This is a genomic window from Kitasatospora sp. NPDC001527, assembly GCF_040298605.1.
GTDB lineage: Bacteria > Actinomycetota > Actinomycetes > Streptomycetales > Streptomycetaceae > Kitasatospora.
The window spans coordinates 94,539-106,270 of the sequence record NZ_JBEPAM010000014.1 but is presented as its reverse complement, the minus strand read 5'-3'; the positions used below and the strand labels follow the sequence as shown (position 1 = coordinate 106,270).

Here is an 11,732-nt window from a genome sequence, read left to right as displayed (position 1 = left end):
GCCGTCAGACCCGGCCCAGCCGGGCGGCGTGCACGCCGGCCTGGAAGCGGCTCTCCGCGCCCAGGTCGGCGGTCAGTTCGGCGACCAGCCGGCGCACCGTGCGCTCGGAGAGCTCCAGCTTGCGGGCGATCGCCGCGTCGGTCCGCCCGGCCGCCAGCAGTCGCAGCACCTCGGCGTGCCGGCCGGGCGTCCCCGTCCCGCCGGACAGGAGCTCGGCCGGCGTCCAGGCCGCCGACCAGAAGTACTCGAACAGTTCGGCGACCAGGGCGACCAGGGTCGGCTCGCGCACCACCACGGCCGCCTCCGCGACCGGGGCGTCCCCGCCGGGCCCGGCCCCCGGGGCGGGCAGGATCGCCAGCCGGGCGTCCACCACGATGAGCCAGAGCGGCAGCGAATGGGCCACCCTGATCCGGGCCCCGGCCTCCGTCAGCTCCCGGAGGTGACCGAGCACGGCAGGGCGGCGCAGCGCGGCCGCCGGGTGGACGGCGCGCAGGGCCGCGCCGTGCGCGAGGGCGAGGCGTTCGCGGGCGAGTTTGCCGGCGAGGGCCGGGCCGGAGAGGTCCTGTCCGGGGCGCAGCGAGAGTGCCTCGCCGCGGGCGCCGCGGGCGGCGTCCTCCAGCAGGGCGGCGATCCGGTCGGCGCCGCGGACGACCTCCAGCGCGCTGCCGGCGCGGTGGCGCTCCTGCACGGGCAGGTAGCCGGTGTGCAGCCGGTCGACCGCCTCGCGGGCCCGGTCCAGGGCCCCGACGAGGTCGGCGACCTGCCGGTCGGCGTCGAACAGCAGTTGCCGGACGGCGGTGTCCACGGACACCGCGGCGTGGCCGGGACCGGGCCCTGGGGCGGGCCCTGGGGCGGGGCCGCCCGCGGCGGGCTGGAGCAGGCCGAGGCCGAGGAGTTCGGCGGTGGCGGCGGCGAGCCTCCGTTCGTCCCAGTCGGGAAACAACTCGCCGGGTGGGCGGCCGGGTTCGGCGAGCAGGCGGGCGTAGAGCCGGGTGGCGTCCGGGTCTGCGGGGCTCTCCATCGGCGCAGCCTACTGACGCCCGGCGCGGATCCGTGCGGGGCTTCCACCCTGCGAGACGGGTCGCTTCCGCTCCTGGTCATGGCCGGTTCCGGCAGTGGCCGCGGCGCTGACCGGAGGCGGTCGGGTGGTCAGGATGGCGGACATGACGGCTCTTCCCGAAGCTTCGACGATCTGGCTGGACGGTGCGCTGGTGCCTTGGCACTCGGCGACCACGCACGTCCTCACCCATGGCCTGCACTACGGCACCGGGGTGCTGGAGGGCACCCGGGCGTTCGCCACGGCGGACGGCCCGGCCGTGTTCCGGCTGCCCGAGCACCTTCGCCGGCTGGACCGCAGTGCGCGCATGCTGCGCATGGAACTCCCCCACGGTGTGGACGAGTTGGCGAAGGCCACGGTCGACCTGGTGCGGGCCAACGGTCACCGGTCCTGCTACCTGCGGCACTTCGCCTTCCTGGGCTACGGCGCGATGGGCCTGGACATGCGGTCCTCGCCGACCGTCACGGCGATCGCGAGCTGGGAGTGGCACTCCCAGCTGCCGGACGGGCGGGGCGGGATCAGGCTGAAGACGAGCAGCTGGCGGCGCACCGACCCGAACGCGGTGCCGCCGGCCGCGAAGGCGACCGGGCCGTACCTGAACTCGGTGCTGGCCCGCCGGGAGGCGACCGACGCGGGGTACGACGAGGCGCTGCTGCTCGGCCCGGACGGCGCGGTGAGCGAGTGCACCGGGGAGAACGTGTTCGTCGTGCGCGACGGGGTGCTGCGCACGCCTCCCACGAGTGCGGGCGCCCTGGAGGGGATCACCCGGGACACCGTGCTGACGCTGGCGCGCGACCTGGGTGTGCCGGTGCGGGTGGAGGCGCTGCTGCGTTCCGACCTGTACGCGGCGGACGAGGTGTTCGTGTGCGGCACGGCGGCCGGGGTGGTGGCGGTGGGCTCGCTGGACGACCGGGAGCTTCCGGCGGCCCCGGGACCGCTGACGGATCGGCTGCGGGCGTCCTACGAAGCGGCGGTGAGCGGCGCGGACGGGCGCTACCGGCACTGGCTGACGTACGTGGAGTGAGCGGTCAGACCTCGTAGACCGCGCCGGCCCGGGCGATGTCGACCGGTCCCGCGTAGGCGGCGGCCGCGTCCCGCCGGTTCACCTCGGCGTCCGTCCACGGCGGGATGTGGGTGAGGACGAGCCGGCGGGCGCCGGCCGCGGTGGCGTGCTCGCCGGCCTCGCGGCCGTTGAGGTGGACCGCCCGGTAGGTGTCGCGGCCGTCGAGGTAGGCGGCCTCGCACAGGAAGAGGTCGGTGTCCCGGGCCAGTTCGACGAGTTCGGCGCTCTCACCGGTGTCGCCGGAGTAGACGAGGCTGCGGCCGTCGTGTTCCAGCCGGAAGGCGAAGGCGTCCACGGGGTGGTTGACCTGGGCGACGTCGATCCGCAGCGGGCCGAGGTCGAAGCGGCCGGGGGTGAGGGTGCGGAACTCGAACACCTCCTTCATCCCCGGGTTCTCCGGCATGTCGTAGGCGCGGGCCATCCGGGCGGCGGTGCCGGCCGGGCCGTAGACGGGCATCGGATCGGGGCAGCCCTCGGCCCGGTAGTTGCGGGCGACCCAGTAGGCGCACAGGTCGACGCAGTGGTCGGCGTGCAGGTGGCTGAGCAGGACGGCGTCGACGTCGTAGATCGAGACGTACTTCTGCAGGGCGCCGAGCGCCCCGTTGCCGAGGTCGAGCACGACGCGGTAGCCGTCGGCCTCCACCAGGTAGCTGGAGCACGGCGAGTCGGCCGACGGGAAGCTCCCCGAGCACCCCACCACGGTCAGTTTCATCCGAGCCCCTCCGCCCCGACACGTCCTGGCTGCCGCTGGTCATGACAGCGGGCCGGGAGTACCGGCCGGAGGCGCTGCCCTGCGCGTGTTGTCGAGGGTAAGGGCGGACCGGCACTTTGCCCCCGTCTCCGTGCCGTGCTGTGGCTGGAATCACCAGAACGCCGGGGAGACGGGGGCGGGCGCGCCGCGGTGGGCGGGTCAGCGGCGGCCGGGGCGCCGGCGGGCCCAGGCGCGGATGGTGTCGGGGTACCAGCGGGGGTGTCCGGCGGCGTCGAGCAGGTCCGGTTCGGGCAGCAGGCCGTGCCGCCGGTAGGTGCGCACGGTCTCCGGCTGGACGTTGATGTGGCGGGCGATCTCGGTGTACGACCACAGGTTGGCGCTGCGGCTCACGGGTCACCTCCGCTGGTGCGTGGGGGACGTTCGTGGCCAGCCTTTCCGGGCGCCGGGCGATCCCGGCCCCGGACCGGACACCGTGGTCGTACCGTGACGAACCGGGAGCACGGTGCGGACAAATCCCCGGCCCCCGCCGCCCGGCGGGGGCCTCAGGCCCAGAGCTGGCCCTGCAGCGCCTCGACGGCGGCCTCGGTGGACTCGGCGGTGTAGATGCCGGTGGACAGGTACTTCCAGCCGCCGTCGGCGACCACGAAGACGATGTCGGCGCGCTCGCCGGCCTGCGCGGCCTTGCGGCCCACCCCGATCGCCGCGTGCAGGATCGCGCCGGTGGAGACGCCGGCGAAGATGCCCTCCTCCTGGAGGAGTTCGCGGGTGCGCCGGACGGCGTCGGCGGAGCCGACCGAGAAGCGGGTGGTGAGCACCTCGGCGTCGTACAGCTCGGGGACGAAGCCCTCGTCGAGGTTGCGCAGGCCGTAGACGAGGTCGTCGTAGCGCGGCTCGGCGGCGACGATCCGCACGCCGGGGACCTTCTCGCGCAGGTAGCGGCCGACGCCCATCAGGGTGCCGGTGGTGCCGAGGCCGGCCACGAAGTGGGTGACGGTGGGCAGGTCGGCGAGGATCTCGGGGCCGGTGCCGGTGTAGTGGGCGCCGGCGTTGTCGGGGTTGCCGTACTGGTAGAGCATCACCCAGTCGGGGTGCTCGGCGGCGATCTCCTTGGCGATGCGCACGGCGGTGTTGGAGCCGCCGGCGGCGGGTGAGGAGATGATCTCGGCGCCCCACATGCGGAGCAGCTCGCGCCGTTCCTCGCTGGTGTTCTCGGGCATCACGCAGACCATCCGGTAGCCCTTGAGCTTGGCCGCCATGGCCAGCGAGATGCCGGTGTTGCCGCTGGTGGGTTCGAGGATCGTGCAGCCGGGGGTGAGCCGGCCGCCGGCCTCGGCGCGCTCGATCATGTGCAGCGCCGGGCGGTCCTTGATGGAGCCCGTGGGGTTGCGGTCCTCCAGCTTGGCCCAGAGGGTGACCAGGCCCTCGGTGTTCCCGGGCACCGCGGCGGACAGCCGGGGCAGGCGCACCAGCGGGGTGTTGCCGACGGCTTCGAGCGGGCTGTCGTAGCGCAAGGGGTCCTCCGGCGGGCGGCGGTCGGGATCGGTACGGGCGGACCCGCCCCGTCCCGGGCGGTGCGCGGGACGGGGCGGCGGGTGGCGGGGCCGGGCCCTACCGGGCGCCGCCGGCCACGGCGGGCAGGATGGTGACGCTGTCGCCGTCGGCGACGGCGGTGGAGATGCCCTCCAGGAAGCGGACGTCCTCGTCGTTCAGGTAGACGTTGACGAAGCGGCGCAGCTCGCCGCCCTCCAGCAGGCGGGCGGCGATGCCCGGGTGACGGGCGTCGAGGTCGGTGAAGAGTTCCCCGAGGTTGCTGCCGGTGCCCTCGACGGCCTTGGCGCCGTCGGTGTAGGTGCGGAGGATGGTCGGGATGCGGACCTCGATGGCCATGGGTGCGCTCCTGTGCGAGTCGTGAGGTGGGTGGGCCGCAGCGGGCGCGGCAGGGCGTTGCGGCCCGGGGCGGGGATCTCCGCTGCGGGCCGCGGCGGGCGGCTCAGCGCGAGCGCGCCGGCGTGCCGGGACAGATCGCGCTGGCGAGCCGGCACAGGTCGATGTGCAGGCGCGCCACGAGGCGGGTGCCCGGGGCCTGAGTGCTCACATCGACGGAACGCATGGGCTCATCGTATAGATTCCCGGCCCCGCTCCTCCATGCCCGTCTCGGGATGCGGATGAGTCCGTCCCCCATGTCGAGACCGCCCGGAAACGGCAGTGGCCCGCCGACCGCTCGCGGACGGTCGGCGGGCCCCGCCCAGGTGGGTGCGGGTCAGGCCGGGTAGGCCTCGACGACCTGGACGTCTTCCTCCGTGATCACGCCGTCCACGATGCGGAACGAGCGGAACTGGTACGGGTCGTCGGGGCCGTTGCCCTCGGCGGTCGAGACCAGGACGTAGTGGGCGTTCGGCTCGGAGGCGTAGCTCACGTCGGTGCGCGAGGGGTAGGCCTCGGTGGCGGTGTGCGAGTGGTAGACGATCACCGGCTCCTCGTCGCGGTCGTCCATCTCGCGGTAGAGCTTGAGCAGGTCGCCCGAGTCGAACTCGTAGAAGGTGGGCGAGCGGGCGGCGTTGAGCATCGGGATGAACCGCTCGGGGCGGCCGCTGCCCTCCGGTCCGGCGACCACGCCGCAGGCCTCGTCCGGGTGGTCGGCGCGGGCGTGGGCGACGATCGCGTCGCGCAGTTCTCGGGTGATGGTCAGCATGGCGCCAGGATAGCCACGCCCCGGCGGCGGGCCGCCGGGGCGTCCGGGGGGCGGTCAGCGGGGGTCGCTGCCGCCGCCGTCCGGCACGTGCAGGTGGTCGTGGGCGACCGCGTGCACCGCCTCGGGGGCGCGGCGTCCGAGCCCCCGGTAGCCGGCGACCAGCAGCACGGCCCAGACCGGGAAGACGTACAGCGAGATCCGGTTGTCGGCGTCCAGGCCGATCAGCACGACCACCAGCGCCAGGAAGGCGAGCGCGGCCCAGCTGCTCCAGACGCCGGCGGGGGCCTTGAAGCTGGGCGGCGGCAGGTGGCCGGCCTGCCAGGCCCTGCGGTAGCGGATCTGGCAGACGAGGATCATCGCCCAGGTCCACAGGCCGCAGACGGTGGCGACCGAGGTGATGTACTCGAAGGCCTTGGCCGGGACGAGGTAGTTGAGCACCACGCCGACGCCCATCAGCAGCGTGGAGACGGTGATCGCGGCGGCCGGGGTGCGGTGGCCGTTGAGCCGGGTGAGCCGCCCGGGGGCCTGGCCGCGCAGGGCGAGGTCGCGCAGCATGCGGCCGGTGGAGTACATGCCGGAGTTGCAGGAGGAGAGCGCGGCGGTGAGCACCACGAAGTTGATGATGCCGGCGGCGGCGGGGATGCCGATCTTGCCGAAGGTGGCGACGAACGGGCTGACGCCGGGCTGGAACTCGGTCCACGGCACCAGCGAGAGGATGACGACCAGGGCGCCGATGTAGAACAGCGCGATCCGCCACGGCAGGGTGTTGATGGCGCGCGGGAGGGTCTTCTTCGGGTTCTCGCTCTCGCCCGCGGTGACGCCGACGAGTTCCACGCCCAGGTAGGCGAACATGACGATCTGCAGGGTCATCACGGTGGCGCCGATGCCTTTGGGGAAGAAGCCGCCGTCCTGCCAGAGGTGGGTGACCGACGCGGTGTCGCCGGCGTCGCTGAAGCCGAGGGTGAGCACTCCGACGCCGATCAGGATCATGCCGATGATCGCGGTGACCTTGACCATGGAGAACCAGAACTCGATCTCGCCGAAGATCTTCACCGAGATCAGGTTGGCCCCGTAGAGGAGCAGCAGGAAGCAGAGCGCGCAGAGCCACTGCGGGATCTCGGGTGCCCAGAACTTCACGTAGACGGCCGCGGCGGTGGTTTCCGCCATGCCCGTGACAACCCAGAAGAGCCAGTACGTCCAGCCGGTCACGAAGCCGGCGAAGGGCCCGAGGAACTCCCGCGCGTACTCGGCGAAGCTGCCGGCCACCGGCCGGTAGGTGAGCAGTTCGCCGAGCGCCCGCATGATCGCGAAGATCACCACGCCGGCCACGGCGTAGGACAGGATCAGGCTGGGGCCGGACTTGGATATGGCGGTTCCCGCGCCGAGGAAGAGGCCGGTGCCGATGGCGCCGCCGATCGCGATCATCTGGATCTGGCGGCTGCCCAGGCCCCGGTGGTAGCCCTCCTCGTCCGGCCTGGCGTCGACGACCTCGTCGTAGAGCTGTTCGGTCATGCTGCACCGTCCTGGAGGGGATGTCGCGGATGGGACTCGCGGGGGAGCAGTCGTACCACGCACGGTCCGGATACCGGTGTCCATCTGAGCGATATTTGAGCATGCCCTGATGGGGTTTCGCCCGTTTTGGACGAAAAGGCCCCGGCCGCTCGTCCGGCATGCGGACGAGGGGCCGGGGCCTGCCCCGAACGGGGGAGACTCGGTCCGGGAACGGGCCCCGGCGTCAGTCGGTGAGCGCCTCCAGCAGCGACTCCTGCAGGGCGCCGAGCCACAGGTAGGCCATCACCAGGGGCTTGCGCTCGTCGGTGTCCGGCAGGTCGTACAGCCCCTGTTCGTCGTCCTCGGTGACCTCCAGCCGCACGCCCAGGGTCAGCCGCAGGTCGTTGAGCGCGCCCAGCCAGCGCAGGCACGCGGCGGCGTCCAGGTTGACCAGGCCGCCCTCGCCGCCCAGGCCGTCCAGCGCCCGGACGACCTGCAGGGCGTCCTCGCGCTTGCGGGCCCGCAGGTCCAGCTCGGTGTAACGGCGGAACTCCCCGGCGGCCTCCCGGGACTCCTCGTCGGCCGGGCGGGCCGGGTCCCCGTAGGCGTCCGGGAAGAGCCGGGCCAGCGCCGGGTCGTCGGGCGCCTTGCTCGGCCCCTCGGCGAACAGCGCCGCCAGCGGGTCGCCGGACCCGTCGCCCTCACCGCCCGGACCGGGGCCGATCAGCTCCAGCATCTGCACTTCCAGCGAGCGCAGGATGGAGGCCTCCAGCTCGTCCAGCGCGAGCACCGCGCCCCCGCCGCCGGCACTCTCGAACAACCCAGCCATCGGTATCGGTCAGCCCGTCCTCGTCGGTTCCAGTGGTCCGCGGCATCGGCCGCTCGGCCGCCCGCGCGGCCGGTCGTGCGGTCAGTCGTGCTGCAGGGTCGCCCAGAGGCCGTAGCCGTGCATCGCCTGCACGTCGCGCTCCATCTCCTCGCGCGAGCCGCTGGAGACCACCGCCCGGCCCTTGGTGTGCACCTCCATCATCAGCTTCCGGGCCTTCTCCCGCGGATAGCCGAAGTAGGCCTGGAAGACGTACTGGACGTAGCTCATCAGGTTGACCGGATCGTTGTGGACGATGGTGACCCACGGGGTGTCCGGCTCCGTCACGGGTACGCCCTCGACTTCCGGGCGCTCGATCTCCACGGGCGCGACACTCACCGCCGGTTCCCTCCTGCCGCTCAGTTCGGTTCCCGGGTGGCTCCCACCCGGCCGTCACGTGGTCTCCACGTGCCCCTCCAGCCCCATGCTGCCATCCGGGGGACCTGCGGGCGATTCCGCCCCCGTGCCCGCGACGCGCTGGACGGATCACCGCGCCGAGAAATCGTCACATTGACGCTAAGGGGTAGTAGCATCATCCGCATGGACGCCACTTCCGTGCCCGCGGCCGGCTCGACCGCGCTGCTCACCGACCGCTACGAGCTCACCATGCTGCAGGCCGCCCTGCGCAGCGGGGCGGCGCACCGCCGCTCCGTCTTCGAGGTGTTCACCCGTCGGCTGCCCGCCGGCCGGCGCTACGGCGTGATGGCGGGCACCGGCCGGGTCCTGGACGCCGTGGAGAGCTTCCGCTTCACCTCCGCCCAGCTCGACTGGCTCGCCGACCAGGACGTGGTCGACGAGGAGACCCTGCGCTTCCTCGCCGACTACCGGTTCACCGGCGACATCCACGGCTACCCGGAGGGCGAGGTCTACTTCCCCGGCTCGCCGCTGCTGACCGTCGAGGGCAGCTTCGCCGAGGCGGTGATCCTGGAGACGGTGATCCTCTCGATCCTCAACTACGACTCGGCGATCGCCGCCGCCGCCTCCCGGATGACCTCGGCGGCCGGTGGCCGGCCGGTGATCGAGATGGGCGCCCGGCGCGCGCACGAGCGGGCCGCCGTCGCCGCCGCCCGCGCCGCGTACGTGGCCGGCTTCGCCGCCACCTCCGACCTGGAGGCCGGCTTCACCTACGGCATCCCGACCACCGGGACCGCCGCGCACGCCTTCACCCTCGTCCACGACAGCGAGCGGGACGCCTTCCGGGCGCAGATCGACTCGATGGGCCGGGGCACCACCCTGCTGGTCGACACCTTCGACCTGCGCGAGGCGGTGCGCACCGCCGTCGAGGTGGCCGGCCCCGAGCTGGGCGCCGTACGGATCGACTCGGGCGACCTCACCCTGCTCGCCCACCGGGTCCGCCGCCAGCTCGACGAGCTCGGCGCCACCGGGGCCCGGATCATCGTCACCTCCGACCTCGACGAGTACGCGATCGCCGCGCTGGCCGCCGCCCCGGTGGACGGCTACGGCGTCGGCACCAGCCTGGTCACCGGCAGCGGGGACCCGACCTGCGCGATGGTCTACAAGCTGGTCGCCCGCGCCGCCGGGCCGGACGGCCCGCTGGTCCCGGTCGCCAAGCGCGCGGCCGGCGGCAAGACCAGCATCGGCGGGCGCAAGTGGGCGGCCCGGCGGCCGGACGCGGACGGCGTCGCCGAGGCCGAGGTCGTCGGCACCGGGACCGTCCCGGACGCCCTGGCGCCGCACCTGGTGCAGGTGCCGCTGATCAAGGCCGGCGAGGTGATCGGCCGGGAGCCGCTGGAGGCCGCGCGCGAGCGGCACACCCGGGCCCGGGCGGCGCTGCCGCTGTCGGCCACCCAGCTCTCCAAGGGCGACCCGGTGCTGGCGACCGAGCTGCACGTGTGACGCCCCACCGGCCCCGTGACGGTTCGTGGACGGGGGAAGGCCCCGGGCGCGCCCCGGGCCTTCCGCCTCCGGATGCCACTGCCTACAGTCGACCGTAGAGTTCCCCCGTACGGACGTGAGGCCCCCTCACACCGTCTCCCCCCGTCCTCCGCAGGACCCCACCAGACCGAGGAATGCCAGCCATGCACCGGGCACTGATCGTCGTCGACGTGCAGAACGACTTCTGCGAGGGCGGCAGCCTGGCCGTCGCCGGCGGGGCCGAGGTGGCCGCCGCGATCACCGACCTCATCGCCGAGTCCGCGCCCGGCTACCGGCACATCCTCGCCACCCGCGACAACCACATCGACCCGGGCGACCACTTCTCCGACGAGCCGGACTACGTGCACAGCTGGCCGGTGCACTGCGTCGCGGGCACCGAGGGGGTCGGTTTCCACCCCAACTTCGCCCCGTCCGTCACCTCCGGCGCGATCGAGGCGGTCTTCGACAAGGGCGCCTACGCGGCGGCGTACAGCGGCTTCGAGGGCGTCGACGAGAACAGCCGCGGGCCGGCCGAGTGGCTGCGCGAGCGGCAGGTCACCGAGGTGGACGTGGTCGGCATCGCCACCGACCACTGCGTCAGGGCCACCGCGCTGGACGCGGTGCGGGCCGGGTTCACCACCCGGGTGCTGCTCGACCTCACCGCCGGGGTGGCCGCGCCGACCACCGCCGCCGCCCTGGACGAGCTGCGGGCGGCCGGGGTCGAGCTGGTCGGCACGCCGGTCGTCGGGGGCTGAGCCCGGGCGCCGGCACCGTCCTGGGCGGTGCCCGCCGTTCCGGACGCTCAGTGCTCGGTGACCAGCAGCTCCACCACGTCGGTCCCGCCCAGCCGGAACGCCTCGCGCAGTTCGGCGCCGACCGCGTCCGGGTCCTCGGCCAGCCGCGCGCCGGAGACGTACACCACCCGCACCCCCAGGTACTCCATCCGGTGCTGGCCGCCGCGCATCCAGGCCGCCTCGCCCTCGCTGACGCTGCGCAGCTCCGAGTCGACCTCGACCGCGACACCCGCCCGCGGCCAGTAGAGGTCCGGGACGGCGACGTAGGTGCCGCCGCGCATCCGCAGTTCCGGGCCGGTCAGCGGGACGGGCAGCAGCCACTCGTCGACCAGCTCGCCGATCCGCTCCAGCGAGCGGTCCCGCTCGGCGGCCAGCAGGCCGTCCAGCACGGCCCGCACCCGCAGGTCGGAAACCAGTCCGGACTCGGCCAGCTCGGCGGCCAGCTCGCGCACCGTGCAGCGCAGGTCGGGGCGGCGGACGGCCTCGCCGAGCACCTCCCGGACCGGGGCCGGCCCGCCGGCCGCGCCTTCGGAGGTCCACTCGTGCAGCGCGTCGGCGACCGCCCTGGCGACCGGCGCGCAGGCCAGCCCGTGCACCGAGCGCGCCACCAGCTCCCGCTCGGTGCGCCGGATCCGCACCTCGCCGGCGTCCTTGAGCCGCCGCTGGCGGGGCACCAGCACGTCCACCCCGGTGACGGCGGGCAGCCGGGGCACCGCGGCGAAGCCGTACAGCGCGAGCGCGGCCGCCCCGGTGATCACCGCGCCCTCGGCGCGGCCGCCCTCCCGGCCGTTCCGCGCCGCGTACAGCAGCGCGGCCCACATCCGCTGCTCCGGCGAGGGGTCGCCGGACTGCAGCAGGTAGACCCGGGGCAGCAGCCGCTGCCAGGGACCGCCGCGGCGGCAGTGCTCGCTGATGATCCGGGCCGGCACACCACGGGCGCGCAGCTGGCCGGCGGTGAGGACGTTCTGCTGACGGCGCGCCAGTTCCTCCAGGGACGGCGGCGGCGTGGGAATCCGGTAGCTCATGCCGACACCATCCCCAACGGCCCGGAACGAGTCGCGGCCGCCTGACGCACTGTTACCCAACCGTCGCGAAACCGGGATCAGGCCGCACTAAAGTCCTCATACCCTCACCCATTCGGAGGAATGGGCGATCAGTCGCTTGTCATACTCCATCATCATTG

14 protein-coding genes are annotated in these 11,732 nt (G+C 73.8%); 3 read left to right on the top strand and 11 right to left on the bottom strand.

Annotated elements, in window-relative coordinates; genetic code table 11:
- Positions 1-4: 4 nt before the first annotated feature.
- Complete coding sequence (locus ABT238_RS16785) at positions 5-1,021, bottom strand: LuxR C-terminal-related transcriptional regulator (RefSeq protein ID WP_350564179.1); 1,017 nt, start codon at positions 1,019-1,021, stop codon at positions 5-7.
- Between the two features lie 142 nt (positions 1,022-1,163).
- Here ABT238_RS16785 and ABT238_RS16780 point away from each other — a divergent pair, with 142 nt between their 5' ends.
- On the top strand, positions 1,164-2,081 hold the full coding sequence (locus tag ABT238_RS16780) for a branched-chain amino acid transaminase (RefSeq protein WP_350760991.1): 918 nt from the start codon (positions 1,164-1,166) through the stop codon (positions 2,079-2,081).
- Positions 2,082-2,085: 4 nt separating this feature from the next.
- Here ABT238_RS16780 and ABT238_RS16775 read toward each other — a convergent pair whose 3' ends face one another.
- The 9 genes from ABT238_RS16775 to clpS all read right to left on the bottom strand — a co-directional run bounded on the left by ABT238_RS16775 (position 2,086) and on the right by clpS (position 8,219).
- On the bottom strand, positions 2,086-2,832 hold the full coding sequence (locus tag ABT238_RS16775; protein ID WP_350564175.1) for an MBL fold metallo-hydrolase: 747 nt from the start codon (positions 2,830-2,832) through the stop codon (positions 2,086-2,088).
- Between the two features lie 198 nt (positions 2,833-3,030).
- On the bottom strand, positions 3,031-3,222 hold the full coding sequence (locus tag ABT238_RS16770) for a MerR family transcriptional regulator (protein ID WP_350760972.1): 192 nt from the start codon (positions 3,220-3,222) through the stop codon (positions 3,031-3,033).
- 152 nt (positions 3,223-3,374) lie between these two features.
- Positions 3,375-4,343: a PLP-dependent cysteine synthase family protein gene (locus tag ABT238_RS16765; RefSeq protein ID WP_350564172.1), complete on the bottom strand. Its 969-nt coding sequence runs from the start codon at positions 4,341-4,343 to the stop codon at positions 3,375-3,377.
- A 97-nt stretch (positions 4,344-4,440) separates the two neighbouring features.
- Positions 4,441-4,719 carry a MoaD/ThiS family protein gene (locus ABT238_RS16760; protein ID WP_218200404.1) on the bottom strand — a complete coding sequence of 93 codons (279 nt, stop codon included), beginning with the start codon at positions 4,717-4,719 and terminating at the stop codon, positions 4,441-4,443.
- Positions 4,720-4,822: 103 nt separating this feature from the next.
- Positions 4,823-4,942 (bottom strand): putative leader peptide, encoded by a 120-nt coding sequence (locus ABT238_RS16755; RefSeq protein WP_326846449.1) that lies wholly within the window; start codon positions 4,940-4,942, stop codon positions 4,823-4,825.
- A 150-nt stretch (positions 4,943-5,092) separates the two neighbouring features.
- Positions 5,093-5,524: a M67 family metallopeptidase gene (locus ABT238_RS16750; protein ID WP_350564170.1), complete on the bottom strand. Its 432-nt coding sequence runs from the start codon at positions 5,522-5,524 to the stop codon at positions 5,093-5,095.
- 54 nt (positions 5,525-5,578) lie between these two features.
- Entirely contained in the window at positions 5,579-7,036 is a 1,458-nt protein-coding gene (locus ABT238_RS16745; protein ID WP_350564169.1) for an amino acid permease, read from the bottom strand.
- 223 nt (positions 7,037-7,259) lie between these two features.
- Complete coding sequence (locus tag ABT238_RS16740) at positions 7,260-7,844, bottom strand: DUF2017 domain-containing protein (RefSeq protein WP_350760932.1); 585 nt, start codon at positions 7,842-7,844, stop codon at positions 7,260-7,262.
- Positions 7,845-7,925: 81 nt separating this feature from the next.
- The gene (clpS, locus tag ABT238_RS16735) at positions 7,926-8,219 is read right to left on the bottom strand and encodes an ATP-dependent Clp protease adapter ClpS (protein WP_350564165.1); all 294 of its coding nucleotides are present in this window, start codon (positions 8,217-8,219) and stop codon (positions 7,926-7,928) included.
- A gap of 201 nt (positions 8,220-8,420) precedes the next feature.
- Here clpS and ABT238_RS16730 point away from each other — a divergent pair, with 201 nt between their 5' ends.
- On the top strand, positions 8,421-9,737 hold the full coding sequence (locus tag ABT238_RS16730; RefSeq protein WP_350564163.1) for a nicotinate phosphoribosyltransferase: 1,317 nt from the start codon (positions 8,421-8,423) through the stop codon (positions 9,735-9,737).
- A gap of 182 nt (positions 9,738-9,919) precedes the next feature.
- Positions 9,920-10,510: an isochorismatase family protein gene (locus ABT238_RS16725; protein ID WP_350564162.1), complete on the top strand. Its 591-nt coding sequence runs from the start codon at positions 9,920-9,922 to the stop codon at positions 10,508-10,510.
- A 47-nt stretch (positions 10,511-10,557) separates the two neighbouring features.
- On the opposite strand, the gene ABT238_RS16720 is transcribed toward ABT238_RS16725, so the two are convergent.
- On the bottom strand, positions 10,558-11,574 hold the full coding sequence (locus tag ABT238_RS16720; RefSeq protein WP_350564160.1) for a hypothetical protein: 1,017 nt from the start codon (positions 11,572-11,574) through the stop codon (positions 10,558-10,560).
- Between the last annotated feature and the right edge of the window lie 158 nt (positions 11,575-11,732).

Bases quoted from the DNA above. Each gene is read 5' to 3' on its own strand.
- ABT238_RS16785 (WP_350564179.1), bottom strand. From the start codon at position 1,021: ATGGAGAGCCCCGCAGACCCGGACGCCACCCGGCTCTACGCCCGCCTG.
- ABT238_RS16780 (WP_350760991.1), top strand. From the start codon at position 1,164: ATGACGGCTCTTCCCGAAGCTTCGACGATCTGGCTGGACGGTGCGCTG.
- ABT238_RS16775 (WP_350564175.1), bottom strand. From the start codon at position 2,832: ATGAAACTGACCGTGGTGGGGTGCTCGGGGAGCTTCCCGTCGGCCGAC.
- ABT238_RS16760 (WP_218200404.1), bottom strand. From the start codon at position 4,719: ATGGCCATCGAGGTCCGCATCCCGACCATCCTCCGCACCTACACCGAC.
- ABT238_RS16755 (WP_326846449.1), bottom strand. From the start codon at position 4,942: ATGCGTTCCGTCGATGTGAGCACTCAGGCCCCGGGCACCCGCCTCGTG.
- ABT238_RS16750 (WP_350564170.1), bottom strand. From the start codon at position 5,524: ATGCTGACCATCACCCGAGAACTGCGCGACGCGATCGTCGCCCACGCC.
- ABT238_RS16745 (WP_350564169.1), bottom strand. From the start codon at position 7,036: ATGACCGAACAGCTCTACGACGAGGTCGTCGACGCCAGGCCGGACGAG.
- ABT238_RS16740 (WP_350760932.1), bottom strand. From the start codon at position 7,844: ATGGCTGGGTTGTTCGAGAGTGCCGGCGGCGGGGGCGCGGTGCTCGCG.
- ABT238_RS16730 (WP_350564163.1), top strand. From the start codon at position 8,421: ATGGACGCCACTTCCGTGCCCGCGGCCGGCTCGACCGCGCTGCTCACC.
- ABT238_RS16725 (WP_350564162.1), top strand. From the start codon at position 9,920: ATGCACCGGGCACTGATCGTCGTCGACGTGCAGAACGACTTCTGCGAG.
- ABT238_RS16720 (WP_350564160.1), bottom strand. From the start codon at position 11,574: ATGAGCTACCGGATTCCCACGCCGCCGCCGTCCCTGGAGGAACTGGCG.